Consider the following 24,473-nt stretch of genomic DNA (forward strand, 5'->3'; position numbering starts at 1 on the left):
CTCCGGGTTCGGTCGCGGTGCCGGTTCCACGGCGACCGGAATGGCCGTCGAAGTCGGCACCGCGTTGATCGTTCGGCGAGGTTCGAATGCGGGCCCATGCACACCCCGGTGTGCGAACCGGTACCGCGGAACCAGGCCCGCGCCAGCGGCGGGGTGAGCGCCGCGAAATTCCGCTCGATCGCCGGGACGCTGGATCCGCGGCACGAAACCCGGTCGTGCCGTGGCGGTCGGATCCGACCGCGCCACGGCGCCGACGGCACAGCCCTCATGCGCTCGTGGCGGCACTGCCCTCGACCGCCAGCGCATCGGCGGGCACCTCGGGGAACCGCTTCCGCAGCAGCGGTTTGGCGAGCTTGCCGGAGAACGTCCGCGGTAGCGGCTCACCCAGCGCCACAGCGTGTTTGGGACGTTTGAACTTGGCGAGATCCATCGACGACACCGCCGCGATATCGGCGAGGACCTCGGCCACGGGCCGGTCGCTGTGGAAGACCACCATGGGCACTTCACCCCACCTGGCGTCACGCACCCCGATCACCGCGAGATCGACCAACCCATCGATACCGTGCAATGCCTGCTCGATCTCCGCCGGGTACACATTCAGGCCGCCGGAGATCAGCATGTCCTTGCTGCGGTCCACGATCTTGAGGAACCCGCCCTCGTCCTGCAGCCCGAGGTCGCCGGTGCGCAGCCATCCGTCGATCAGGGTGGCAGCGGTCGCCTCCGGTTTGTTCCAGTACTCGCGCATCACGTGCTCGCCGCGCACCAGGATCTCCCCCACCTCGCCGGGAGGTGTGTCCACCCCGGGGTCGCCGATCTTGACCTGGGTGCCGACCAGTGCGAGCCCGGCGAACCCGGGGCGGCTGCGGGCATCGGCGAAGCTCAGGGTGGCGACCATGCCCGAGGCCTCGGTGAGACCGTAGGCCTGAGTGAGCGGAATCCCGTGCGACCGGTAGAACTCGACCAGGTCCAGGCTCACCGGGGCGCCGCCGGTGCCGGCGAAGGTGAATTTCGCCAGCTTGCGGGATCCGAAATCGGGCAGGGTGGTCATCCGTTCCCAGATGACCGGCACGGTGGTCGTCGCGGTGATCTGCTCCCGTTCGAGAGTGTCCAGGGCGATCTCCGGATCGTATTCGCGCAGCAGCACCATGGTCGCGCCGGGCACCACCACCAGCTGCATGAAGATCGACAGCACCGAGCCCGTGTACACCAGCGGCGCCGAACACAGAACCCGGTCACGAGCGGTGAACCCATGGCTCACGGTCTGCGAGATACCCGGAGCCATCGCACTCCGGTGGGTGACCAGGGCGCCCTTCTGGACCCCGGTGGTACCGGAGGTGTAGCAGATGAAGGCCGCGTCGTCGCCGGTGATATCCACCCGCGCTGCCGGGCCGGGGTCGAGCAGACTCTCGTAGGGGCGATGCGCGTCGCCACCGATGGCATAGGTCTCGAAGTCCAGCTGGTCGGCCGCGACCTCGAGCAGCGGCGCGAAATCGTCCTCCACGATCACCACCCGCGGCGCCGAATCCACCACCATCGGCGCGAGTTCCCTGGCGGTGAGCCGGAAATTCAGCGGGACGCTGATGGCCCCGAGCTTGAGAGTGGCAAGAATGATGTGGGCCAGTTCCGGGCGGTTGAGCATCATCACCGCGACCCGGTCGCCCTTGCCGACGCCGCGGGCGGCCAGACCGCGGGCGAGCGCGTCGGTCACCGCGTCCACCTGGGCCCAGGTCTCGGCGGTATCGCCGAACACGATGGCCTGCTGATCCGGGCGGGTCTTTCCCCAGTAGCGAGTCAAATCCGCAAGATTCATCCGATCTCCTCAAGATCCGCCGGAAACGCCGGCCATATGCAGGGCGATGTGATCGCGCTCACTGCGTGCCGTAAACCTAACACCTGTAGATAGCCGGGGCAATACCCGATTTCGCCGATATGTCCGTATCGTCGCGCACGCACGACGACGACGCCCGCGGCGAAATACTCACCGGGGCGTCGTCAGCGGCGGTTACAGGTGGATCAGCCCTACGTGAGAGCTCCTCCTCGTGATGATTGCCCACCGGTAGCCGTGGCGATCCGGAGCTCGTCGTATCCGGCGAGATCACGCAACACGGCGACGGTATCGGCCCCCACCTCCGGTGGCAGCGCCGGCGCGAATTTCTCCCCCGCCACCCGGACAGGGCTCACCAGGAACTCCAGTTCCCCGGCGCCCTCGTCCTCGACGCGATAGGTGTTCTCCCGCGCCCGGAAGTGTGGATCGGCGAGCATATCGGGCACAGAGTTGACCGGGCCGCCCGCTATCCGATGTTCGAGGAACAACTGCACCCACTCGTCCCTGGTGCGCTGCGCGAAGATCTCCGTCAGCGCTCGCCAGACGAGATCCGCGCGGGCCGGTGCCTCGGCATCGGTGCCGGTCAGGTCCACGTCGACGAGATCTTCCCGCCCGACCGCGACCAGGAAGTTGCGCCAGAACTTCTCCACATGGGACCCGAAGAGGATGGCCGCGCCATCTCTGGTCCGGTATGCCTCCAGCCGAGGCCAATCCGGCAACCGCCCGTCCGGCAGCCAGGTGGGCCGAGGTATCGACCGGTCACGGTTCAGCTCCGCATCCGTCAGATCCGGCATCCACGCCGCCGCGATATCGATCCCGGACACCTCCACCCGGCATCCGGCACCGGTAGCGCGGGCCCGATGCAGTGCCGCGAGCAGTCCCATCGCGCCATAGGCACCGAGCGCGTACATCGCGATCGGCGGGCTGGTCGACCCGGCGATGCCGGTGACCGGTGGCTCATCCGGGGTGTTCACTTCGCGCAGTCCCGCGTAGGCGTCGAAGACCGGGCCACCGGTGCCGAGAGTGCGGTAGGGGCCGTCGGTCCCCATCCCGGATACCGCGCACAGGACGATCTTCGGATTCACCGCGCGCAGTGCGTCGAAGCCGATACCGAGCCAGTCCAGATAGCCGCCGCGCATACCCTCGATCACGGCGTCGCAGGAACGAGCCAGATCCAGGAACGCCTGTTTCCCCTCGGGGGTACGCAGATCGAGCGCCACCGATTTCTTGCCCCGGTTCCAGCGCAGATGCATGAATGCGGGGCCGTCCGGGCCGCCGACCGCGCGGCTGCCGCCGACCCGCACCGGATCGCCCGCCGGCGCGGATTCGACCTTGATCACCTCGGCGCCGAGGTCGGCCAGGTGCCCGCCGAGCGAGGAGGGGGCGAGCTGGGCCACCTCCAGGACCCGCACGCCGTTCAGCAACGAGAAACCGCTCATCGGCCGGCTCCTTCCCATTCGTTCGAAATATTGTGTGTCTGCTCGGGTTTCAGCTCGATCCACAAGCCGTCGGCTTCGGCGAGCAGCAGGTCACCGTGGTGCAGAGCGCCGCGCATGAAACGCTTCCGTCCCTCCTGCCGGACGAACCGGGCGGTCACCGTCAGTTCGGTGTGCAGCGGTGCGGGCGCCCGGTAATCGACCCCGAGATGCGCGGTCCGGGCCCACGGCCGGCCGTGGTTGGCGAGCCGGGCCAGGATTTCGTCGAAGATCAGCGGCGTCACGCCGCCGTTCATCGCGTACCGCCCGGAGTAAAAACGCCCCACCGTGACCCGGCCCCGCGCCGAGGTCGCGGTGATCTCGTCGAGATGCAACGGCGGCGCCAGCGCGTGCCCGCGCCCGGCCAGGTCCCAGCGTTTACCGGCGACCTGGGTGTCCTCGTCGACCTCGAACTCCCGCATCGCGGCGGCTATCTCGGACAGGCGAGCACTCGCCGCGGCGGCCACCGCCGGAGTCGGCCGACTCCTGGTCACCGCCTCCTGGACCACCCGCAGCGCCCGGACGAGACCGGCGTATCCATCGCCGGATTCCCGGGTCGGCAGAAAGGGATCGTCCCAGCCCGATTCGCTCGTACCGTCTCCACCGGGCACGAGCCGGGGTTCGGCGTGGTCACGCTGCGCCGCCGCCTGCGGACCCGGCTCATTCATGGTGTGACTCCCGTACCCCGGCTCCGGGCCGCGAAGAAGGACGAGAACATCTCCGAGATCGGCTGTACGGCCAGATTCGCTCGCACCGCGGCGTTCTCGCGCTCGTACCGGTCGCGCAGACTCCGGCCCGCTCCTTCGAGGAGCAACGCCTTGATCTCCCGCAACCCCTCGGATGGACGCCGGGCCATCAGTCCCGCGAGGTCCACCGCGGTCCCCGCGACATCGATCGCGTAGCGATGCAGCAACCCGATCCGATGGGCCTCGGCGCCGCGCACCTCGCGCGCCGTCAACAGCAGGTCACGGGTGTGCGCCCCACCGATCAGCGAATCCAGCAGCCAGGTCAGGTTCACTCCCCCGTATTTCGCGGCGGTCACCGCCAGCGACGTATCCGCGCCGCCGACCCGCAGATCCGAGCACACAGCCAGCATGGTGCCCGCTCCGTGCGCCGCACCTTGCACGGCCGCCACGGTCGGCTTGGGGAAGGCGGCGTACCGCCACAGCAGTTCCTCCCGCTCGGTGGTCATGGCAGCGGCCTGCGCCGGCGTCGCCGCGCCGAGTTCGGCCAGGTCGTACCCGGCGCTGAAGGCCCGCTGTCCCGCGCCCGCGAGGACCACCGCACGCACCGAATCATCCGCCGCGGCCTCGGACAACACCTCGTCCATCCGCCGGTGCAGAGACAGTGTGATCGCATTGCGCGCAGCGGGCCGGTTCAGGGTCAGCCGCAGCACCCCCGGCGCCGGCCGGTCCAGGTGCAGATCTCTATCGATCACGACGCCGCTACCGGGCAGGCGCCGGCTGAGGCACCCGCTTCTGATCGAGCGTGGCCACATCGGCGGCGACCATATTGTGGAACACCTGACCGGGCAGTTCGTTGCGTCCGTAGATCAGTTCGCGGACCTGTCCGTGCGCGGCGTTGTCGGTGATGGTCTTGGTGACGAACCAGTCCTCGTCGTGCAACGTCTCCATGAGCAGTTCCCAGTTCTTCTCCAGGATCCGTTCCTCCCGCGGCGTCTCCGGCTTCCGCGGCGACAGCAGCCGGATCGTGCACCAGCTGACATTCGGATCGTCCTTGTCCGGGACGATTGTCCAGATCTCGAAGTGGTTCGGCTCGGTGACCAGCATGGTGCCGGGATAGACCGTGTAGTTCGCCAGCGAGTAGTCACGGACGTCGAAGCTGTCCGGGTCGGCGTCGCGCACCTCGGTGATCGCCTTGCGCGCCACCACCAGCCGCCACGACCGGCCGACCGGGTCGAAGGCGGTGATATTGCCTTCCAGGTAGTTGCACACTGTCTTGGTGTGCAACTGACACAGGTGGTAGGAGTCCTGCACACCGTCCACGGCGATCTTCCAGTTCATGCCCAGCCGCCAGGTCTCCTTGCGGACCTGATGGGAATCGGTCATCCCGGTATCGGCGACCTCGGCGTCGTGCTTGGCGCCGAGTACCGCGGCGATATCCAGTTCCGCGCCCACCGTCGGCACCACCCAGACCAGCCCGTGCCGCACCTCGCACGGGAACTCGACCAGTCCGTATTCGGAGCGGTCCATCCCCTGGAAGCCGTCGGCGTGCGGCAACCCGCGCAGCGACCCATCCTTGCCGTAGGACCAGTTGTGATACGGACAAGCGAACACCCGCTTACAGCCCGACTCACCGAACTCGACCTTCGACCCACGGTGCCGGCACACATTCGAAAAGGCCTTCACACTGCCGTCGTTCTGCTTCACCACCAGCAGCGGGGTGCCGATCAGCTCGGTAGTGAGGAAATCGCCGGACTTCTGCAGTTCGTCGACATGAGCCACGATATGCGGAAACCGGCGCACCACATCGCGTTCCTTGGCGGCCAACTCCGGGTCGTCGAACACCGAGAACGGCACACGGAGCAGATCGTCCGCGTAGTCGGTGGTGTCGTTGTCCACATGGGCGATCAGTCGCTGGGTGAGCCTGATCTTCTCCTCGCGCTCCATTCACCGAGAATGACACATACAACAAATCTTGTCTAGCGTCTTATCTAAAGCCGTTCGATTGATCGAGTTCTTGATACGGTGCGATACGTGACAGCGAGCAGCGCGAAGACGGTGAGCGGAACCGACCCCCGGTCGGCCATTCTGGCCGCGGCGGAATCATGCTTCGCCCGCTACGGCATCACCAAGACCACGATGGAGGACGTGGCCCGCGCCGCGTCGGTCTCCCGGGCCACGGTGTATCGCTACTTCACCGACCGCGACTCCCTGGTCACCGAATCCGTGACTCGCCGGGCCCGGGCGAACCTGGGTCCGGCCCGCGCCTATATCGCGCGCTGGCCGAGCATCGAAGAGAAGCTGGTCGAAGGAATTTGCGAGGACATCCGCAAAGGCATGCTCGACCCGATGATGCACCGCCTGGTGTCACCGGAGGAGATGATCCTGTCCTCCCAGCTGCTCACCGATTCCGGGCGCGCGGTCGAACTCACCTACGAATTGTGGGAACCGGTACTCGCCGCCGCGCAGCAGGCCGGTGAGCTCCGGCCGGAGCTGGATCTACGCCTGGTCTGCGAATGGATTTCCGAGATCGAGATCATGTACATCAGCCGGGCCGACACGGAAGCGAGCTCGCTCGACCGGGTCCGGGCGAAGATCCGCACTTTCGTGGCCCCCGCCCTGATCAAAAGCCCCACAGAGCACGGTCGAGAAGTGCGAACCCCTCGCTGACCGTTGCGCCGGGGCCGACCCGAGTAGCGGAACGCCCGCCGACCACGACTGCCGCGCGGGTTCGGCCGGCCGCCGGCGCCCTTTACCGCGCGGTCGGCGATACCGGTCCGCACAAGTGTCGCCGCGCCCGACGACGAGCCACGTTCAGCGCATATCGATTCATGCCACTCGATTCCATCTCGCTATGACCGCGGGTCGCGAATCGCTCCGCCGCATACGAGAACCAACCCACCCGAATCCCTACCCGAACGCGCAGAGGAGATTGCGCCGCTGCCGGACAACCTATTTCGACATAGGCGTGCCCCGGCGGCCACTCTGCGGACAAATTACGATTGACGTCATTCGTTGCATGAAGTATCTTCTGCTGTGAATTGGAGCACTTTTCAGTCGGCTGCTCCGACACGGCGACCGCGTCGATTCGATCCCTTCGACCCGGCCCAGCGGCAGCACAGGAACACCCTCAGTACTCGACAGTGGAGTCCCCTGGATGAATCTCGAAGACACACCCGTCAGAACCATCACGACCGGATCGGTCCCGTTGTCCCGGCTCCTTACACCCGACGAGGCGCTGAGGCCCACCCGGCGTCGTCCGGCATGAGCACCATCCCCGTCCGCGTCGTCGTTGATCGCACCGCTTGCGCGGGCCACGGCATGTGCTATTCCGTGGCGCCGTCCCTCGTCGAATGCGACGAACAGGGTGACCCGGTGGTCCTGCTGGATCCCGTTCCCGACACCCACCGCGGCGACGCCGATCGAGCCGTCGCCGTCTGCCCCGAACGTGCGCTCTCGCTGGCGTATACGGCCCCACCCCCTGTTTCCGAGGAACCATTGCGATGACAAATGCCGCCGAAATACCCGCCGACCTCGTAGTCGACTTCGATATCTACGATCCGTCCCTCGCTTTCCCGGTCGATACCCTCCAGGAGCGTGTGGCCGAACTCGCCCGCACGGGACCGGTCGTCTACTCCGCCGCCCACGGCGGCCATTGGATCGTGACCCGGTACAAAGAGATCCACGAGGTCCTACGCGATCCGGAGACCTTTTCGAGTCACCCGAACAATCTGGTCACCACAACGGCCGGTTTCGGCAAGTTCCTCCCGCTCGAACTGGATCCGCCCGAGCACACCGGCTACCGCCTGGCGCTGCAGCCGTTGTTCAGCCCGATCCGTATGAAAGCGCTGGAGCACGATATCCGCGCAGTTGTCAACGAGCTCATCGACGATTTCGCGAGCCGGGGCCGGGCCGAGTTCATCACCGAGTTCGCCCACGAACTACCCACTCGTGTCTTCCTGGCGCTGATGGGCTGGCCGCTCGAAGATGCCCCGCTGTTCACCGACTCCACCGACATCCTCCTCACCGGAATTCCCGGGGCCGGCGAGGAGGAATCGAACCGGGCCCGGGGCGAGGCGGCCGGGCAGATGCTGAGCTACTTCCAGTCCATGATCGACCAGCGCCGGCAGCATCCCGGTGACGACATCACCTCGCAGATCATCGGCACCGAGTTCGCATTGCACGACGGAAAGCGTCTGCTCACCGACGAAGAACTCAACCGGATGTTCTTCCTGCTGCTCATCGCCGGGCTGCACACCGTCCAGGGATCGTTGGCCTGGAGCATCATCCACCTGGTACACAACCCCGATCAGCGCCGGGAGATCATCGACGATCCCGATGTCATTCCGCAGGCGGTCGAGGAGATCCTGCGCATCGAGGCCGCGGTCGTCCCCGGCCGTCGAGCGACCCGGGCAACCGATCTCGGCGGGGTCAGTATCGCCGAGGGCGACCAATTGATCTTGATGCTGTGTTCGGCCAACCGTGACGGCGCGGAATTCGACGAGCCCTCCGAGCTCCGGATCGACCGGCTGCCGAACCGCCACCTGTCCTTCGGCGCGGGAGCGCACCGTTGCCTCGGATCCCATCTCGCCCGCCTCGAACTCAGGCTGGCGCTGGAGGAGATCCACCGGCGGATCCCGGACTACGATCTCGTCCCCGATGACGCCCCGGTGCTCCATGCCAGCCAGGTGCGGGGCTGCACACGACTGCCGATCACCTTCACTCCCGCTTCCTGATGTCGACCGGGAGGCGCGACTGCCCATCGTCGCCCCTCCCGGCGCATTTCCGTGCTTCATCAAAGGAACAGGTCGGCCGAAAGAGGACCAGGTGAGCCTTCGTTCGGCACTCCGCCGGTCCGTGCCGATCCTTCCGTTCCGCCTCGAACGTAGCGCGCTCCGCGCCGGCAGTGGGGGCACAGCAGCGCCCCGACGTTCGTCGGCAACCGACCGGGTCGGCGCCGCGGCCGTGCGTGCGAAGATATCCCGACACCCGCCACCGCCTTCCTGGAAGCCATGGGCGCCCTCCGTTGGGACGGCTTCGGCAATCCGCTGCCGTCCGTATGGGTCTCCCCCATCCGACCTGTGCAGTCTCTCGTTCGTCGGCCGCGCCGATGGGATCGGCCTGGCCGTCGAGGAGATCGTGCACCGCGCGTGGGACTTCGATGGCCTCGACCGTCTCTACGCGAGCCTGGTCGACCGGTTCCATGCCATACGTCCATCGACCGACCCGGAGTACTGCGTTGCCCGGTGCGGTGTCACGGTGTCGCCGGCTCGGCGGCGGGTGGCATCGTCTCCGCGGCGGCCGTTTCCCGATGGTCGAGCCCGTAGCGGTAGGACCCCATTCCGAGCAGGCACACGACGGCGATGCCGACCATGGCCACGATGGGCACGATCCCGGCGGTATAGGAGCCGGTGAGGCCGTAGACCTGTCCCAGCAGGAACACCCCCGCCGCCGAACCCATCGCGAACAGGAAGTAGACGAACCCGAGAACCCGGCCGTAGGAGTGCTTCGGGAAGTACCGGCTCGTCATATAGGCGGCGACGTCGCCCTCGGCGCCCAGCGCTAGACCGATCAGGACGGCGCCGAGCAGCAGCACCCCGGTACTCGTCGAGGAGATCAACAGCGCCACCCCCACCCCGCACAGCGCGAACAGGATCGAGCCGATGAACGGCGCGAAGAACCTGTCGAGCAGATAGCCCACCACGAGCCTGGCCCCGACCGAGGACAGACTGAGCACCGACAGCACGACCACGGCAACGTCTCGGTCGATACCCTTGTCCGTCGTCATCGGAACGACCTGTGACATGAGCCCGAAGGTCGCGGTCGAGACCAGGAAGATCGCCAGGCTCAGCAACCAGAACTGGCGGTAGCCGCGGGCGATCGTCCACAACGACTCGCCGGCGACCCGCCCGGCGGCCCGCGCCTGTCGGCGCTCGTTCTCATGTGTGGGCGGCATCTTCGTGACGAAGGCGTATACCGCGGTGGGGATCATCGCGCACAACGCACCGATCACCAGGAAGGCGCCACGCCAGCCCGCCGCCTCGAGGGCCCAGTTGGCCAGGTAGGGCATGAGCACACCACAGGCACCCATCCCCGCCATCAGCAGACCCAGCGCCAACCCCCGCCGGTCGGCGAACCACGCACTGACAACAGTGGCGTGAGCGACCGGATTCAACGCACCACCACAGGCGCCGATCACCGCACAGAGCGCGTAGAAGGCCAATCGACTGTCCGGGAGAGCAGCCATCAACATGAGCCCGCCGCCGAATCCCACGGCCATCGGAACCGACGGCATCCGAGGACCGTACCGGTCGACCAGGATCCCCAGTCCGATGATGCTCACGCCCACCATCACGGTTTCGATCGAGAACCCGTTGCTGATGACGCTGCGACTCCAGCCGAACTCCTCGGACATGGGCTTGCCGAGAACGTTGAACAGCACGTTGACCGTGCTGGAGCCGAAAAGAAGGGTCAAGAACCCCGTCGCGGCGTACCACCATCTGTTGAGATGCCGATCTGAGGTTGCCGGAGTCACCGCTGCCATTCGCCTGTCCTTCTGCTGAAACGATCCGTCACGCACGCCGCTCCACTGAAGATCAGTGGCCGCCGTCACACCGATAACAGCATATGGACAGTCCAAAGTAAATATCGGACCTACAGCACCGGCCCTTCGAGCACGGGTGTGACATGTTGCCCCCGAACGACGAAAACGCTACTGTTATGCAAATGGTCAGTCCTAATGACCACAATTCGAACGTGCTGTTCAGCACAGGAAGGACACCGAAGTCTGATGGCCGAATTCACCGACATCACCTACGAGGTCGACAAGGGGCTGGCCTGGATCACCATCAACCGGCCGGAGCGTTATAACGCGTTCCGGGCGCAGACCGTCGACGAGCTGGTGTTCGCCTTCAAGCAGGCGTGGGCCAGCAGTGAAGTCGGAGTGGTCGCGCTGACCGGCGCCGGCGACAAGGCGTTCTGCGCCGGCGGTGACCAGAAACAGCGCATGGAGACCGGCGATTACGGCCCCTCCGCCAGCGGCCTGTTCGAGGTCGAGGCACTGCACCGGGTCATCCGGGACACCCCCAAACCGGTGATCGCCGCCGTCAACGGTCTCGCCATCGGTGGCGGACACGTGCTACACGTGCTGTGTGATCTCACCATCGCCGCCGACACCGCGCAGTTCGGCCAGAACGGCCCCCGCGTCGGCTCATTCGACGCCGGCCTGGGCTCCGGCTACCTCGCCCGTGTCGTCGGGGAGAAGCGGGCCCGCGAGATCTGGTTCATGCTGCGGCGCCTCTCGGCGGAGGAAGCCCTGGACTGGGGTCTGGTCAACAAGGTCGTACCGGCCGCCGATCTGAAGGCCGAGGTCCGCGCCTGGGCCGATCAGATGCTCGACTTCTCCCCCACCTCGCTCAAGGTGCTCAAACAGTCCATGAACACCGATACCGAGCATTTCGTCAGCATCGGCACCATGGCCTACTCGACGCTCGAGATCTTCGGCGAGACCCCCGAGGCCCGCGAGGGCATCGCCGCGTTCAACGAAAAGCGCAAACCGGACTTCTCCCCCTACCGGGGCAAATGACGTGCAGTTCTCCGCAGAACAACGCGAGTTCGCGGCGGCGGTAGCCGACTACTGCCGCCGCGATCTGGCGACGGTGGCTCAGCGCGATACCCGGACCGAGGGCGGCACCCTCGCCAACAGCCCACAGGTGCTGGCCGATATGGCACGCAGCGGCTGGCTCGGAGTCTCGCTACCCGAGAAGTACGGCGGCGGCGGGGCCGGCTTCGTCGACGAGTGCCTCTTCCTGGAGGAATCGGCGCGCGGGCTCGCGCCCATCACCGCCTACTCCACCGGACTGACCGCGGCGCAGACGTACCTGCGCTGGGGCAGCGAGGAGCAGAAGAAGACCGTCGGCGCGAACATCACCGCCGGCCGCCTCGAGGCGATCGCGCTGAGCGAGCCCGGTGCGGGCTCGGATCTTGCCGGCCTGCGGGTCACCGCCCGGCGCGACGGCGACCGCTACCTGATCAACGGGCAGAAGACCTGGATATCGGCAGCGCATATCGCCGAGCACATCTTGGTGCTCGCGCGCGAGGACTCCTCGGGCACCAGGCACCAGGGCATGACCCTGCTCATGGTTGCGACCTCCGCGCCCGGCCTGACCATCCGCGGCATCGAGACGATGGAGCCCCGCACCTGCAACGACATCTTTTTCACCGATGTCGAGGTCCCCCTCTCCGCCGTCGTGGGTGAGCCTCGCGACGCCTGGAAACAGCTTATGCGCGGGCTGAGCATCGAACGCCTGATCATCGCCGCTATGAGTGTGGGCGCCGCCCGGCGCGCACTCGATGATGTCATCGCCTACACCCGGGAACGGGAGCAGTTCGGCCGACCCTTGGCCGCCAATCAGGCACTGCGCCACCGCATCGCCGATATCGCTACCGATGTCGAGCTGTCCCGTGTCTTCGTCTACGACGTCGCGGCCAAGATCGACGCCGGGCTCGAGAGCGATCTGGCCCGGGAGAGCGCAATGGCCAAAATGCGCTGCACCGAGGTCGCCAAACACGCGACCCTCGAGGCGATGCAGATGATGGGCGGGTACGGCTACGCCCGCGAGTACGGCATGGAGGGCCAGGTTCGTCGCGCCCTCGCACCCCCGATCTACGGCGGTGCCAACGAGATTCAACGCGAAATCATCGCCAAGACCATCGGCCTGTGACCGGCTTGCCGGCCAGGCCCATCGGACAACGAGGTACACGATGACCGATCACCCGACCTTCTCCCCGGACCTGCTCTCCGGCAAACGCATCCTCATCACCGGAGGCGGCACCGGCCTGGGCCGCGGGGTCGCCCGACACCTGGTCGACCACGGTGCCGAGGTGCACCTGTGGGGACGTCGTGAAACCATCCTGGCCGAGGCCGCGCAGGAGGCGTCGGCCGGGCGCGAGGGGGCAGTGCACTATCACACCGTCGACGTGCGCGACTACGACAACGTCGACGAGACGATGGGCCGGATCTGGGACGAGCACGGTCCGTTGACCGGCGTCCTGAACAACGCGGCGGCCAACTTCATCGCCCAGACCGAAGAGCTGAGCCCGCGTGCTTTCTCGGCGATCACCGGCACCGTGATGAACGGCTCCTTCCACACCACACATGCCGCGGGCAAGCGCTGGATCGCCGAGGGACTGCGCGGCAGTGTGCTGTCCACCCTCACCACCTGGGTGTGGACCGGCTCGGCATTCGTCGTGCCCTCGGCCATGGCCAAGGCCGCCGTACATTCGATGACCATGTCGCTGGCCGTGGAATGGGCCAAGTACGGAATTCGGATCAACGCGGTCGCACCCGGGCCGATACCCACCGATTACGCGTGGGAGATGCTCAACCCCACTGATAAGAGTTCGGTGGGCGCCACCCAGGCGGACCAGATCCCGGCCGGTCGTACCGGCACCGTCGAGGAGCTGGCCAATCTCACGATGTTCCTGCTCTCGGATGCGTGCGACTACCTGACCGGCCAGACCATCGCCATGGACGGCGGTCAGATGCTGGCGGGGCCGGGTACTTTCGCCGGGCTGACCAGCCTTACCAATGCGGACTGGAAGCAGATCAAAGAGACCAGCAAGGCGGCGTCCGAGGCCAGCAAGGCTCAGCGAACGGTGTGATCAGCAGCCGCTGCGGTCCTATGACGAAGGGGTGCCCATCCGATTCGGATGGGCACCCCTTCGTCGTTGCTGTTCGTTCAGCGCAGCGAAGGCCGGTACCGGTAGGAGCTGCTGCGAGTGAGAGCGAACTCGAAGATCCCCGATCCGGCGACACCGTCGAGCGTGAAGGCGCACAGTCGATCGGTCAGCGCCGAGTCCAGCATGCGCGGCGATACCGAGCCGTCCAGCGGGAACCGGTCCGATTCGACGTGATCGAGCCCCTGCGACACACCGTGATGCCCACCGTAACCGGCTCCGGCCATGAATCCGCCGCCGGCGCGGGCGTCGGCGTCGACCAGGTAGGTGCGGCCGGTCGCGGTCGACACCGCGACCTTTCCACCCACCAGGTCGAGCCCGTCGGTGAACTCCAGCGCATGCCGTACATCGACGATCCCGTCGAGCGTGCCGTCCTCCCCCATGACCGCGCCTTCGAGCAGTAGGCGATCGTGCGACCGGGTCTCGACGAGCAGGAATCCGATGGAGCAGTCCGGGAACTGCGCCTGGTACCAGATATGCAGTCCCTGCCCGCCGGACATCGTCCGCACCCCGCGCGAACGGTCGCGCTGTCCGTACCAGCCGTCGACCGGGACCCGGGTGCCGTCGAGCGTCAGGCTGCCCTCGTAATGCCCGGATTGGAACAGGTGCTCGAAGGAGGTGCGCTGCGCGGATGCGTTGGTTACCGCTATCTCACCGAACCAGGCGGGTGTGCGAGCCCGCCAGGTGAGGTCGAACTCGGCGCCGATCTCGTTCTGCGTGAGCCGGAGCCGCCACACCCGATTCGGCTCGACGACCTCCACCCGCAACGGTCCGGCACCGTCGCGCTCCGTAGCGCTCAGCACCGTCGAGAACCGCAGGTTGCGCTGCTCGGTGGCATCGGAGACGACGACGAACCCATCGGCGGTGTCCTTGCCCGGGTAGATACCGAAACCCGTGATCAAAGACGGCGACAGGGCATCGACGGGATGCAGATTGAACATGAGCCGGTCGAAGAAACCGTCGGGAAGACCGGTCTGCTCCGGACCCACCAAGGGGTCGTGGAAAACCCGCGAGGGCTCCTGGGTGATCGCCATATGTGCTCCTTGTCGTGGATGTGCGCGCCGCTCGCGTCACCGGTGTGCGGCATCGGCTCCCGCGAGACCCGCGCTGCGGCGGGCGTCGTCGAGGAAACGCCGGACCAAGTCGAGGTCGGTGTAGTAGGGGTCACCGATACCATCGAGCACTCGCCGGCGGCTGTATTCGTAGAGCACCGCCAGTTTCCACAGCGCCAGTGTCGTGTACCAGGCCAGATTCGTCAGGTCCCGACCGGTGTGTGCGGAGTAACGGTCCATCAGTTCATCCTTCGACGGATAACCGTGCTCGAGCAGGGCGGCGCTCAGCTCGGCGGTCGGGTTCATCGGACGGCCCGGTTCCGGAATGGTCGCCAGCAGATACCCCACATCGAGCAGCGGATCGCCGACGGTGGCGAGCTCCCAGTCGAGCACGGCCGCCACTCGCCCCGGTATATCGGGAGCGAGCACGAGGTTGCCGATGCGGAAGTCGCAGTGCACGATCGTCGCCCCCGATTCCGGTGGCGTGTTCGCCTCCAGCCAGGCGTCTATATCGGCGAAATGTGCCGGCGGATCACCGTTGTCGTCGGCGACCAGGCGGCGCATCCGCCGCAGATGCCTGCTGTTGAATCCCTGAGGTCGGCCGAGATTTTCCAAGCCCCTGGCGCGCCAGTCGACCGCGTGCAGGGCGGCGAGGGTGTCGACCAGATCGTTTCCCACCGCTCGCCGCTGTTCGGGGGTGTTCAGCGGCGCCGGGGTCTCGGTGGTGACCACCGGTCCCGGCGCGTAGCTCATGACGTAGAACGGGACGTCGAGCACGTCGCCCTGTTCGGCAACGGCGAGAACCTCCGGAACCGGAACCGCCGTCGGCATGAGAGCGGTGAGCAGCCTGGCCTCCCGCAGCATATCGTTGGCGCCGGGCGGGATCGGCGGCGGCGGCGGCCGGCGCACGATCACCTTCCGGGTGCCGTCGGCGACGAGATAGGTCAGATTCGAATGGCCGTCGCCGATCGCCCTGGTAGTGATCGGCCCCGACAGAATCCCGCGCGCAACCAAGAACTGCTGCAGCTCGCGCCGGGTCTCCGCGGTCCAGTCCCATGCCATCGCGGTCACCGGCCCGTGAACTCGGGCAGGCGCTTCTCTTTGAAGGCCGCCAGCGCTTCGGGCATATCGTCGGTGCGGGTCAGCAGCGCCTGGCCCCGGTTCTCGAGTTCGAGAGCCGCTTCGTAGGACCCGATCTCGGTGTTGCGCTGGATGGCGCGCTTGGACATCCGTACCCCCCCGGGCGAGTTCTGCGCGATCCGGCGTGCCATCGCCATAGCCTCATCGAGCAGTTGCTCGGCAGGTACGACATGGTTGACCAGACCGATGCGCAGCGCCTCCTCCGCCTCGACCACGCGGGCGGTGTAACCGATTTCGGCGGCGTGGGCCGGGCCCACCAGGCGGGTCAGGTTGAACGAGGTGCCGAGCTCTCCGATGGACAGGCCCACCTTCACGAACGCGGCACTCATCTTGAGTGTGGACGCCGCCAAGCGGATATCGCACGCCAGTGCCAGCGCCAGGCCACCGCCGGTGGCCGGGCCGTGGATGGCGGCGATCACCGGGAAGGGCAGGTGCCGGATCGATTGAATGCCGCCGGTGGCGGTCTCCTGGAACTTCAGGAACTCCCGTACGCCCATCTCGGTGATGACATGGATCTCGTCGAGATCGAATCCGGCGCAGAACGCGCGTTCGCCGGTGCCCGTGACGATCAGGGCGCGCAGGCCGCTGTCGCGCAGCGCCCGCCCCGCCGCCAGGTACTCGTGGAACATCCGCACCGTCTGAGAGTTCAGCCGGTGCGGACGGTTGATCCGAAGTATTCCGATTCCCGGTTCGGCCTCTTCGAAGGTCAGCGTCTCGAGCTCGGAAAGGTCGGTGGTCATATCGCGGCCTGTCTGCTGGTGGTGAGCGGTCTACTTGCCCTGGAACACCGGGGCGCGTTTTTCCTTGAACGCGTTCAATGCCTCGGCCATGTCCGGGCTGCGGGTGAGCAGCGCCTGCCCCCGGTTCTCGAGTTCGAGGGCGGCGGCGTAGGAGCCGACCTCGAGATTGGCCTGCAGCGCGCGCTTGGACAGCTGTACACCGCCCGGGGAGTTCGCCACGATCTGTTCGGCCAGTGCGACCGCGGCGGCGACGACGTCGTCACCGCATACCGAGTTCACAATGCCCAGTTCGCCGGCTTCCGCTGCTTCGACGATCCTCCCGGTGAAGCAGATCTCGCTGGTCTTGGCCGGGCCGATCAGCCGGGTCAACAGCCAGGATGTTCCGAGGTCGCCGGCGGACAGGCCGATCCGCACGAACGCGGCGTTGAACTTGGCGGTAGGGCTCGCCAGCCTGATATCGGCCGCCAGCGCCAGCGCCAGCCCGCCTCCGGCGGCTGGACCGTTCACCGCGGCGATCACCGGGACCCGCAGCGAGCGGATCGCGGTCAGCGCACGGGCCGCGCGCTCCTGCTGGTCGAGCATGCCGAGCGCGCCGAGGTTCGGCAGGTCGTCGGCGTCGGCGAGGTCGTAGCCGGAACAGAACGCCTTGCCCGCGCCGGTCAGGATCACGACGCGGCAGCTGTCCTCGGTCTCGAGGCCCCAGGCGAGCCGCTCGAGTTCTACGAACATGGTGTTGGTCATCGCGTTGTAGCGGTCGGGCCGGTTCAGGGTGACGACTACGACCCCCGGCTGTACCTCGGCAGCGAGCAGGGTCTCGAATTTTTCGTCCAAGGTCTTCATGACTGGGACTCCTCGGAATCAGCGGAAATTGGGGGCGCGCTTCTCGACGAAGGCGGCGATGCCTTCTGCCGCCTCCCCCTCCTCGAACAGCGACTGGATCCGGTCGACCTCGTAACGGGCGCCGTCGGCCAGCGCAAGATCGCCGGCGGCATCCACCGTCCGGACGACCGCCAGTTGCGCGGGCAGCGAAGGACCGATCAATTCGGCAGCGAATTCCAGCGCGGCCTCGAGCACATCACCGTCGGCCAGCCGATCCACCAGCCCGATCCGGTACGCCTCCGCTGCGCCGATCTGGCGCGCGGTGAGCATAATGTCCAGGGCTCGGCCGCGGCCGACCAGCCGGGGAAGGCGCTGGGTGCCGCCCGCACCGGGAATCAAGCCGAGCTTGACCTCCGGTAGTCCGAACCGGCCACCGGGGCCGGCGACCCGCAGCGTGCAGGCCAGCGCGAGTTCCAGCCCGCCACCGAGAGCGACACCGTCGACCGCGGCGATGGAAAGCCACGGGGCGGCCGCGATACGGTCGTTGACCTCGCGCATGATGTCGCCGTACGCGGTGAAGGCCGACGCGTCGATCGACGACAGGTGTTTGATGTCGGCGCCGGCGGCGAAGTACTTCGGCAGGGCCGACGTGATCACCATGACCTTGGCATCTCCCGCCTTCTCGGCGGCGTCCATCGCGGCGTGCAAACCTTCCAGCAGCGGCACACCCAGCGCATTGGCCGGGGGGCGTGCCAACCGCACCACGGTGATCCCCGGTTGGGCCGTGCTCCACGTGACCACGTCCGCGGCCCGGTCTGTCATATCGCCCTCGTCTCGCCTGATCCTCGCCGGTCACCGGCATGCCTCTTCTTGCAAACTAGCCCCGATTCCGACATCTAGTCAACCATTATTTTGGTATGACCAAATATAAAGGTGCTCGTCCAAATCGCTTTCCTGGTCTACCACCTGATAGATTTAGGTACGACCAAAAGCACAGAAAGCAGGTGGCGATGCCCGAGTCGACCCCGTCGGGCGTGGTGGCGCGGCAACCGGTCCGATTGCAGCCGATGCAAGTGCCCAAGGCATCCGACGTACTCGCCAACGATCTGCGCGAACGCATCCTGCGCGGGGAGTTCCCGTCCGGCACCGCGCTACCCCCCGAACGCGAGCTCGTCATCCAGACACAGATGAGCCGCACCACCGTTCGTGAAGCGCTGCGCATCCTCGAGGTACAGGGACTCGTCGTGATCAAGACGGGGCGCTCGGGCGGCGCGTTCGTGCAGCAGCCCGGCGGTGATTCGGTGGCGACCTCGGTGAGCCTGTTGATCCGCGGTCAGCAACTGCGGCTCACCGCGTTGCTGGAGACCCGCGAAGCCATCGAGCCCGCTTGCGCGGGGCTGGCCGCCAAATACCGTACCGACGTGGATCTCGCCGCGCTCGACGCCGCCAACCTCGCCATCGGTGATCCCGCACTACCCCTCGAGGCGTTCCTGCAGGCCAATGTGGACTGGCATCTCGCCGTCGCGACCGCGAGCCACAACGAACTGCTCACGGGATTCATGACCGCACTGTCCAAGGCGATCTACAGCTCGACCGAGAATCAGGCCTTCGTCGACGACGCCGTGCGTAAGACGACCTACAAAGCACACAAAACGATCACCGACGCTATCCATGCCGGTGATTCCGCGGCCGCTACTCGGCGGATGAGCAAGCATGTGCACGGATACGCCGAGGCCGTGGTCCAGGTCGAGAAGCGCACCGAAATCGAGCTCGTCGAACCCTGACAGCACACGCCGACCGGGCTCGGCGCATAGCGCGCGAGCCCGGTTTCGGTGTCAAACGGCCGACGGCGTGGACAAGTGCCGGCGAAGGCCCGCCAGGATCTCGAGATTGGTCGTGTGGGTCTGCTCCTCGGACAGTCCCCACGGCGGAGCGATGAGGTCGAGGTGGTCGAAGCCCTCCGGGATCCGGGCCAGCGCCCCGGCGAGTTCACCCGGCCGGCACGTGATGGTGATGGCATCGATCATTTCGTCGGACACCGCGCGGACGAGCGCGTCGTGGTCGCGGGCGCGGGCGGCTTGCCGGATATCCTGCTGCTGCGCGCTCCACCCGTGGAGCTCGAAGAGCCGGTCGTAGACGCGGGAGGCCGCGTATTGGCCGATGGCGAAAGCCGCCTGCCTGCGTGCGATCTCGATGTCATCGTCGATCGCGCACATACGAATACCCATCACCGTGATCGCGCCGGCGTCGCGGTCGGCCAGGTCGGCGCCGACCGCGATCGCTTCGGCCACCGGGCCGCGGACGTACTCGGTGGTGAACATCGGATGACCGACCAGACCGTCGGCGTGCTGCCCGGCGACCCGTAGCATCCGCGGATTCACCCCCGCGATCCAGATCGGGATCCGCGGCCGCACCGGTTCGGGCACGTCCGAGGTCGGGGTGATGTGCACCCGGTAGAAACGCCCGTCGTGGTGCACCGGCCCCTCGTGCAGGCGCCACAGCGCCTCGAGCACGGTCAGCAGTTCGGCCATCCGGACCGCCGGCGCCTCGCCGCTCACCCCGTGCCAGGCATCCATCATCGTCGGGGTGCCGTTGCCGAGCCCGAGAATAACCCGCCCACCCGATAGTTCGTCGAGGTCGCGGGCCTCGGCCGCCCACATCAGCGGGCTGCGCCCGACACCGTAGGCGATATTCGAGCCGATAGCGATGGTGCTGGTACCCGCCGCGATCGCAGCCATCGGAACGGTTGCCGAGCGACTGTAGAGCTCGCTCGTCCACACCGCGGCGCACCCGATCTCCTCGGCTTCGCGGGCCACCCCGGCCATCGATTCGAACCGCTGCCGTCCACGTCCGACGCCGAAAGCGTTCACTCCGAATGTCGTCAACTGAAGGAACCTTCCGTGGTCATGCCCGGCGCGGGAACTGATCGAACTGCGGGGCGCGTTTGGCTTTGAACGCCTCGCGCCCCTCCTTTGCCTCCTCGGTGGCGTAGAAGAGGAGGTTCGTATCGTGGGCGAGTTGCTGGATACCGGCCAGACCGTCCTCGGCCGCGTGGAAGCTTGCCTTCATCAGGCGTAGCGCCATCGGCGACAGCTCCATCATCTGCCGGCACCAGTCCACGGTCTCCGACTCCAGTTCGGCCAACGGGACCACGGCGTTGACCAGCCCCATCTCCAGAGCTTCGGCGGCGTCGTACTGGCGGCACAGGAACCAGATCTCCTTGGCCTTGCGCACCCCGACCATGTCGGCGAGCAGTCCGGCGCCGAATCCACCGTCGAAGGAGCCCACGCGGGGGCCGACCTGGCCCAGGCGGGCGTTGTCGGCGGCGATGGTCAGATCGCAGACGATCTGCAGGACGTGTCCACCGCCGATCGCGTACCCGGCGACCATCGCGACCACCGGTTTCGGCAAGCGCCGGATCTGCATCTGCAGGTCGGTCACATGGAATCGGCCGACCGCGTCCGGCCGGTCGGGGTCGGTGAGGTAGCCGGTGTCGCCACGCACCCGCTGATCGCCACCGGAGCAGAACGCCTGCTCGCCTTGCCCCGTCAGCACGATCACCCCGATCGAAGGGTCTTCGCGTGCGTGGGTGAGTGCGTCGGAGATCTCGATCAGGGTCTGCGGCCGGAAGGCGTTGTGCACCTCGGGGCGGCAGATCATGATGCGGGCGATGCCGTCGGCGGTCCGGGAGTAGTCGACGTCGTCGTAGCGGCGGACCGTAGTCCACTCCGCCTCGGTCGCGCTCACGCCATCGTCAGGCCGCCGCTGACTGACAGCGTCTGGCCTGTGACGTAGCCGGCCTCGTCCGAGGCGAAGAAGGCGACCGCTGCCGCGACATCGGCGGGTAGCGCGAGCCGCTTCATCGGTACCGACCGGGTCATCCCACCGATCACCTTGTCCGCGTCCTGGCCCGAACTGTCCGCGAACTTGCGCAGCGCGGGGGTGTCGGTCGGTCCGGGGCACACCGTGTTCACGGTGACGCCCTTGGTCGCGACCTCCCTGGCCAGGGTTTTGGTGAAGGCGATGATGCCGCCCTTGGCGCCGGAGTACACGGCTTCCAGCGAGGAGCCGACCCGGCCGGCGTCCGAGCCGATATTGATCACCCGGCCGTAGCCGCGCTCGATCATGCCGGGCACAACCGTGTGGTTGACCCGCAGCGCGCCCTTGAAGTTGATCTCGAGGATCTTGTCCCAGAACGCCTCGTCGGTATCGAGGAACTTCATGAAATCGTCCCAACCGGCGTTGTTGACGGCGACCTCGACAGGCCCGAGTTCGGCGGCGACCTGGTCCACGGCCGCCCGTACCGACGCGGTGTCGGTGACGTCGATGGGAATCGCGACGGCTTCCCCTCCGGCCGCGACGATCTCCTCGGCCGTCCGCTGCGCGACCTCGAGGTTGAGGTCGGCCACGGCTACCCGGAATCCGACAGCGGCCAGTTTGCGCGAGATTCCTTCGCCGATGCCCTGGGCACCGCCGGTGACAAGTGCGACTCGATTGCTCATGATGCCGATCCCTTTCGATGATGTTCGGTCGGTCGGGCAGATGCCGGAGCATCTGCGAATTTCGGTAACCTCACGCTGCGGCACGGGCGGCACGGGACAATTCCTCGCGGAACTCCGGAGCCGCCACGGCGATGAGCCTGCGACGGCGTTCGGCCAGCGGTTGCCCGCGCAGATGGGCGATCCCGTGTTCGGTGACCACGCAGTCGACATCGGCGCGCGCGGTCGTGACAACACCCTCGTCGAGGCGGGCCTTGATAGACGAGCGCCCGCGCACGGTCGATCGCAGCGCGACGATGGACCTCTTGCCGGTGAGGGCAGCGGCGCGGGCGAAATCGACCTGCCCACCCACCGCGCCGAGATAGGTGCCACGGCTCATCTCGGCGCCCACCTGCCCGGTCAAGTCGACCTCGATCGCGAAGTTGACCGCGACCAGTGACGACAGCTGCGACAGCACCTGCGGTGCGTGGGTGTAGCTCGTCGGCCGGAACAACACCGGCAGATCCGGAAGCCGGGAGTACAGCTCAGCAGAGCCCAAGGCGGTGCCCGCGACCGCGAGCCCGGCGTCGATCTGTTTACGGCCGCCGGTGACCACCCCTTTGTCGATGAGCGCCAGCACGCCGTCGGTGATCATGCCCGTATGGACGCCCAGCTCATGGTGCTCGGAGAGCGCGCCGTGGACGGCGGCGCCCAGCGATCCGATGCCGACCTGCACCGTGTCACCGTCGTCGATCAGTTCGGCGATATGACCGGCGATGACCCGGTCGGCTTCACCAGCCGGGCGGCGGGTCTCCTCCTGCAGCGGCCGGTCGGTGGTGATGGTAGCCGCGAATCGGCTCATCGGGACCCGGGGCGAACCGGGGAGCACCGGCATCTGCGCGTTGATCTCGGCGATCAGCACGGGGGTGTGCTCGAGGGCGTCGGCCATATAGTCGACGCCGATGCCCAGTGAACACATTCCGCCGCGATCCGGCGGCGCGACCTGGAGCAGTCCCACATCGCTCGGCAGCCGGCGTTCGGCGAACATCCGGGGCAGTGCCGAATAGTGGCAGGGCACCACCTCGAGCTGGTCGGTCGCACCCAGCTCGCGCAGTGCGCCGAGGCCACCGTAGGACACCATCGTATCGGCGGGCGAGATCGCCCCTGCCAGTTGGTCGTTCCAGCTCAGCCCGGTGAAAAGCCGTAGCGGTCCGAGATCGCCCGCCTGCGCGAGCAGCAGGTCGACCAGGGGGCGCGGTTCGGCGGCGGCCTGGCTCCACCAGACCCCCGCGCTCGGGGGCAGCAGCGCACCGAAGTCGACCATCAATCCACCCGCTCGAGCAGCGTGCCGGTGCCCAGCCCGCCGCCACAGCACATGGTGACCAGGCCCAGCTCGCTGTCGCGGCGTTCCATCTCGTTCAGAATCGTCGCGATCAGCCGGGCGCCGGTGGCGCCCACGGCGTGCCCCAGCGCGATGGCTCCGCCGTTGACGTTGACCCGGGTCTCATCCGGTTTCAGCTCCCGCTGCCAGGCCAGCACCACCGAGGAAAAGGCTTCGTTCACCTCGAACAGGTCGAGATCGTCCACAGTGAGCCCGTTGCGGTCCAGCAGTTTGCGCGTCGCCGGGATGGGCCCGGTGAGCATGATGATCGGGTCGACGCCGACGGTGGTCTGGTCGGCGATGCGGGCGCGCACCCGCAGCCCGTGCTGTTCGGCGGCCTCCCGCGTGCAGAGCACTACCGCGGCGGCACTGTCGCAGATAGGGCTGGAGGTCCCTGCGGTGATCCGGCCGTTTTCCGGGCGGAACACCGGTGCGAGCTCGCCCAGAGTGTCCAGCGAGGTGCCGGGCCGGATCGTCTGATCGCCGACGCGGACCTCGCCGTCCAATTCCATCCGCACCATCTCGTCCTCGAACCGGCCCGCGGCAACCGCCTCGGCAGCCAGGCTGTGGGAGCGCACGGCGAACTCGTCCATCTCGGTGCGCGAGATACCCCACTGGTCGGCGATCAGCTCGGCGCTCTCGCCCTGGGTGACGAAGTCGTAGCGGTCCCACATCTCGGCCGGCCAGGGCTCGCCGTACAGCTTGCTGATCTCGGCCGGGGAATTCATCGGCACATGCCCCATATGCTCGACACCGCCGGCGATCACGATGTCGTGCACACCCGAGGAGACCAGTGCCGCGGCGAAGTTCACCGCGGTCTGCGCCGACCCGCAGCGCCGATCCAGCGTCGTCGCGGGTACTTCCGCCGGGTAGCCCGCCTGCAACCACGCATTGCGCGCGATATTGCGGGACTGCTCGCCGAACGGTGCGGTGCACCCGATGACCAGATCCTCGACCCGGGCCGGGTCGAGGCCGGTGCGAGCAATGAGATCGCGGTAGCAGGCGGCCAGCATGGCGTTGGGATGGGTATCGCGGAACCATCCTTTTTCCCGGTGGGACTTGCCGATCGGCGTGCGGACCGACTCGGCGATCACCACCTCGCGGCCGGCGTTGACGAAGGGCCCGGAGATTCGACGACTCAT

The 24,473-nt window shown here is 67.1% G+C and carries 23 protein-coding genes; 7 read left to right on the top strand and 16 right to left on the bottom strand.

Annotated elements, in window-relative coordinates:
• Positions 1 to 265 precede the first annotated feature (265 nt).
• From IEY68_RS16865 to IEY68_RS16885, 5 genes are all read right to left on the bottom strand, one after another.
• The gene (locus IEY68_RS16865; RefSeq protein WP_058855981.1) at positions 266 to 1,810 is read right to left on the bottom strand and encodes a class I adenylate-forming enzyme family protein; all 1,545 of its coding nucleotides are present in this window, start codon (positions 1,808 to 1,810) and stop codon (positions 266 to 268) included.
• 209 nt (positions 1,811 to 2,019) lie between these two features.
• Entirely contained in the window at positions 2,020 to 3,264 is a 1,245-nt protein-coding gene (locus IEY68_RS16870) for a CaiB/BaiF CoA transferase family protein (RefSeq protein ID WP_062999806.1), read from the bottom strand.
• A complete protein-coding gene (locus IEY68_RS16875; protein ID WP_082681516.1) occupies positions 3,261 to 3,968 on the bottom strand; it encodes a PaaI family thioesterase in 708 nt (235 codons plus the stop codon). Before IEY68_RS16875 ends, IEY68_RS16870 begins: the two co-directional genes overlap by 4 nt.
• On the bottom strand, positions 3,965 to 4,738 hold the full coding sequence (locus IEY68_RS16880; protein ID WP_058855983.1) for an enoyl-CoA hydratase/isomerase family protein: 774 nt from the start codon (positions 4,736 to 4,738) through the stop codon (positions 3,965 to 3,967). Before IEY68_RS16880 ends, IEY68_RS16875 begins: the two co-directional genes overlap by 4 nt.
• Positions 4,739 to 4,745: 7 nt before the next feature.
• Positions 4,746 to 5,930, bottom strand: a complete 1,185-nt coding sequence (locus tag IEY68_RS16885; protein WP_058855984.1) for an aromatic ring-hydroxylating oxygenase subunit alpha — start codon at positions 5,928 to 5,930, stop codon at positions 4,746 to 4,748.
• Between the two features lie 87 nt (positions 5,931 to 6,017).
• Between IEY68_RS16885 and IEY68_RS16890 the strand changes: the two genes are divergently transcribed.
• The 3 genes from IEY68_RS16890 to IEY68_RS16900 all read left to right on the top strand — a co-directional run bounded on the left by IEY68_RS16890 (position 6,018) and on the right by IEY68_RS16900 (position 8,719).
• Positions 6,018 to 6,653, top strand: a complete 636-nt coding sequence (locus tag IEY68_RS16890; RefSeq protein WP_229718834.1) for a TetR/AcrR family transcriptional regulator — start codon at positions 6,018 to 6,020, stop codon at positions 6,651 to 6,653.
• Positions 6,654 to 7,247: 594 nt separating this feature from the next.
• Positions 7,248 to 7,490 (top strand): ferredoxin, encoded by a 243-nt coding sequence (locus IEY68_RS16895; protein WP_058855985.1) that lies wholly within the window; start codon positions 7,248 to 7,250, stop codon positions 7,488 to 7,490.
• The gene (locus tag IEY68_RS16900; protein ID WP_058855986.1) at positions 7,487 to 8,719 is read left to right on the top strand and encodes a cytochrome P450; all 1,233 of its coding nucleotides are present in this window, start codon (positions 7,487 to 7,489) and stop codon (positions 8,717 to 8,719) included. The genes IEY68_RS16895 and IEY68_RS16900 overlap by 4 nt, the downstream gene beginning before the upstream one ends.
• A 518-nt stretch (positions 8,720 to 9,237) precedes the next feature.
• Here IEY68_RS16900 and IEY68_RS16905 read toward each other — a convergent pair.
• Complete coding sequence (locus tag IEY68_RS16905) at positions 9,238 to 10,527, bottom strand: MFS transporter (RefSeq protein ID WP_058855987.1); 1,290 nt, start codon at positions 10,525 to 10,527, stop codon at positions 9,238 to 9,240.
• A 246-nt stretch (positions 10,528 to 10,773) separates the two neighbouring features.
• On the opposite strand from IEY68_RS16905, the gene IEY68_RS16910 reads away from it, so the two are divergent.
• Genes IEY68_RS16910 through IEY68_RS16920 form a run of 3 tightly spaced genes read left to right on the top strand, consistent with a single transcriptional unit; the run spans position 10,774 to position 13,646 of the window.
• Positions 10,774 to 11,568, top strand: coding sequence for an enoyl-CoA hydratase-related protein (locus IEY68_RS16910; RefSeq protein WP_058855988.1), 795 nt, complete (start codon positions 10,774 to 10,776; stop codon positions 11,566 to 11,568).
• 1 nt (position 11,569) lies between these two features.
• The gene (locus tag IEY68_RS16915) at positions 11,570 to 12,706 is read left to right on the top strand and encodes an acyl-CoA dehydrogenase family protein (RefSeq protein ID WP_058855989.1); all 1,137 of its coding nucleotides are present in this window, start codon (positions 11,570 to 11,572) and stop codon (positions 12,704 to 12,706) included.
• A 40-nt stretch (positions 12,707 to 12,746) separates the two neighbouring features.
• A complete protein-coding gene (locus IEY68_RS16920) occupies positions 12,747 to 13,646 on the top strand; it encodes an SDR family oxidoreductase (RefSeq protein WP_058855990.1) in 900 nt (299 codons plus the stop codon).
• A 77-nt stretch (positions 13,647 to 13,723) separates the two neighbouring features.
• On the opposite strand, the gene IEY68_RS16925 is transcribed toward IEY68_RS16920, so the two are convergent.
• Genes IEY68_RS16925 through IEY68_RS16945 form a run of 5 tightly spaced genes read right to left on the bottom strand, consistent with a single transcriptional unit; the run spans position 13,724 to position 18,294 of the window.
• Positions 13,724 to 14,755: an Rv3169 family protein gene (locus IEY68_RS16925; protein WP_058855991.1), complete on the bottom strand. Its 1,032-nt coding sequence runs from the start codon at positions 14,753 to 14,755 to the stop codon at positions 13,724 to 13,726.
• A 36-nt stretch (positions 14,756 to 14,791) separates the two neighbouring features.
• Positions 14,792 to 15,835, bottom strand: a complete 1,044-nt coding sequence (locus IEY68_RS16930) for a phosphotransferase family protein (protein WP_058856074.1) — start codon at positions 15,833 to 15,835, stop codon at positions 14,792 to 14,794.
• 5 nt (positions 15,836 to 15,840) lie between these two features.
• Positions 15,841 to 16,653 (bottom strand): enoyl-CoA hydratase/isomerase family protein, encoded by an 813-nt coding sequence (locus IEY68_RS16935; protein WP_058855992.1) that lies wholly within the window; start codon positions 16,651 to 16,653, stop codon positions 15,841 to 15,843.
• A 30-nt stretch (positions 16,654 to 16,683) separates the two neighbouring features.
• Positions 16,684 to 17,493, bottom strand: coding sequence for an enoyl-CoA hydratase/isomerase family protein (locus tag IEY68_RS16940; protein WP_058855993.1), 810 nt, complete (start codon positions 17,491 to 17,493; stop codon positions 16,684 to 16,686).
• Between the two features lie 18 nt (positions 17,494 to 17,511).
• On the bottom strand, positions 17,512 to 18,294 hold the full coding sequence (locus tag IEY68_RS16945) for an enoyl-CoA hydratase/isomerase family protein (protein ID WP_058855994.1): 783 nt from the start codon (positions 18,292 to 18,294) through the stop codon (positions 17,512 to 17,514).
• A 188-nt stretch (positions 18,295 to 18,482) separates the two neighbouring features.
• Here IEY68_RS16945 and IEY68_RS16950 point away from each other — a divergent pair, with 188 nt between their 5' ends.
• Positions 18,483 to 19,256 carry a FadR/GntR family transcriptional regulator gene (locus IEY68_RS16950; protein ID WP_058856075.1) on the top strand — a complete coding sequence of 258 codons (774 nt, stop codon included), beginning with the start codon at positions 18,483 to 18,485 and terminating at the stop codon, positions 19,254 to 19,256.
• A gap of 51 nt (positions 19,257 to 19,307) precedes the next feature.
• Here the strand turns inward: IEY68_RS16950 and IEY68_RS16955 are convergent, their stop codons facing one another.
• The 5 genes from IEY68_RS16955 to IEY68_RS16975 all read right to left on the bottom strand — a co-directional run bounded on the left by IEY68_RS16955 (position 19,308) and on the right by IEY68_RS16975 (position 24,473).
• Positions 19,308 to 20,357: an LLM class flavin-dependent oxidoreductase gene (locus IEY68_RS16955; RefSeq protein ID WP_058855995.1), complete on the bottom strand. Its 1,050-nt coding sequence runs from the start codon at positions 20,355 to 20,357 to the stop codon at positions 19,308 to 19,310.
• Between the two features lie 19 nt (positions 20,358 to 20,376).
• On the bottom strand, positions 20,377 to 21,219 hold the full coding sequence (gene menB, locus IEY68_RS16960) for a 1,4-dihydroxy-2-naphthoyl-CoA synthase (RefSeq protein ID WP_058855996.1): 843 nt from the start codon (positions 21,217 to 21,219) through the stop codon (positions 20,377 to 20,379).
• A complete protein-coding gene (locus IEY68_RS16965; protein WP_062999808.1) occupies positions 21,216 to 21,974 on the bottom strand; it encodes an SDR family NAD(P)-dependent oxidoreductase in 759 nt (252 codons plus the stop codon). The genes menB and IEY68_RS16965 overlap by 4 nt, the downstream gene beginning before the upstream one ends.
• 70 nt (positions 21,975 to 22,044) lie before the next feature.
• The gene (locus IEY68_RS16970) at positions 22,045 to 23,274 is read right to left on the bottom strand and encodes an acetyl-CoA hydrolase/transferase family protein (RefSeq protein WP_058855997.1); all 1,230 of its coding nucleotides are present in this window, start codon (positions 23,272 to 23,274) and stop codon (positions 22,045 to 22,047) included.
• Positions 23,274 to 24,473 carry a thiolase family protein gene (locus tag IEY68_RS16975; protein WP_058855998.1) on the bottom strand — a complete coding sequence of 400 codons (1,200 nt, stop codon included), beginning with the start codon at positions 24,471 to 24,473 and terminating at the stop codon, positions 23,274 to 23,276. Before IEY68_RS16975 ends, IEY68_RS16970 begins: the two co-directional genes overlap by 1 nt.

This window comes from Nocardia jinanensis, from assembly GCF_014645735.1.
Taxonomy (GTDB): Bacteria; Actinomycetota; Actinomycetes; order Mycobacteriales; family Mycobacteriaceae; genus Nocardia; species Nocardia jinanensis.

What these genes read in the sequence shown, in the direction of transcription:
- IEY68_RS16870 (WP_062999806.1), bottom strand. Translation starts at nt 3,264, where the DNA reads ATGAGCGGTTTCTCGTTGCTGAACGGCGTGCGGGTCCTGGAGGTGGCC.
- IEY68_RS16935 (WP_058855992.1), bottom strand. Translation starts at nt 16,653, where the DNA reads ATGACCACCGACCTTTCCGAGCTCGAGACGCTGACCTTCGAAGAGGCC.
- IEY68_RS16940 (WP_058855993.1), bottom strand. Translation starts at nt 17,493, where the DNA reads ATGAAGACCTTGGACGAAAAATTCGAGACCCTGCTCGCTGCCGAGGTA.
- IEY68_RS16930 (WP_058856074.1), bottom strand. Translation starts at nt 15,835, where the DNA reads ATGGCATGGGACTGGACCGCGGAGACCCGGCGCGAGCTGCAGCAGTTC.
- IEY68_RS16910 (WP_058855988.1), top strand. Translation starts at nt 10,774, where the DNA reads ATGGCCGAATTCACCGACATCACCTACGAGGTCGACAAGGGGCTGGCC.
- IEY68_RS16920 (WP_058855990.1), top strand. Translation starts at nt 12,747, where the DNA reads ATGACCGATCACCCGACCTTCTCCCCGGACCTGCTCTCCGGCAAACGC.
- IEY68_RS16965 (WP_062999808.1), bottom strand. Translation starts at nt 21,974, where the DNA reads ATGAGCAATCGAGTCGCACTTGTCACCGGCGGTGCCCAGGGCATCGGC.
- IEY68_RS16900 (WP_058855986.1), top strand. Translation starts at nt 7,487, where the DNA reads ATGACAAATGCCGCCGAAATACCCGCCGACCTCGTAGTCGACTTCGAT.
- IEY68_RS16945 (WP_058855994.1), bottom strand. Translation starts at nt 18,294, where the DNA reads ATGACAGACCGGGCCGCGGACGTGGTCACGTGGAGCACGGCCCAACCG.
- IEY68_RS16970 (WP_058855997.1), bottom strand. Translation starts at nt 23,274, where the DNA reads ATGGTCGACTTCGGTGCGCTGCTGCCCCCGAGCGCGGGGGTCTGGTGG.
- IEY68_RS16975 (WP_058855998.1), bottom strand. Translation starts at nt 24,473, where the DNA reads ATGAGTCGTCGAATCTCCGGGCCCTTCGTCAACGCCGGCCGCGAGGTG.
- IEY68_RS16875 (WP_082681516.1), bottom strand. Translation starts at nt 3,968, where the DNA reads ATGAATGAGCCGGGTCCGCAGGCGGCGGCGCAGCGTGACCACGCCGAA.
- IEY68_RS16895 (WP_058855985.1), top strand. Translation starts at nt 7,248, where the DNA reads ATGAGCACCATCCCCGTCCGCGTCGTCGTTGATCGCACCGCTTGCGCG.
- IEY68_RS16885 (WP_058855984.1), bottom strand. Translation starts at nt 5,930, where the DNA reads ATGGAGCGCGAGGAGAAGATCAGGCTCACCCAGCGACTGATCGCCCAT.
- IEY68_RS16865 (WP_058855981.1), bottom strand. Translation starts at nt 1,810, where the DNA reads ATGAATCTTGCGGATTTGACTCGCTACTGGGGAAAGACCCGCCCGGAT.
- IEY68_RS16905 (WP_058855987.1), bottom strand. Translation starts at nt 10,527, where the DNA reads ATGGCAGCGGTGACTCCGGCAACCTCAGATCGGCATCTCAACAGATGG.
- IEY68_RS16925 (WP_058855991.1), bottom strand. Translation starts at nt 14,755, where the DNA reads ATGGCGATCACCCAGGAGCCCTCGCGGGTTTTCCACGACCCCTTGGTG.
- IEY68_RS16950 (WP_058856075.1), top strand. Translation starts at nt 18,483, where the DNA reads ATGCCCGAGTCGACCCCGTCGGGCGTGGTGGCGCGGCAACCGGTCCGA.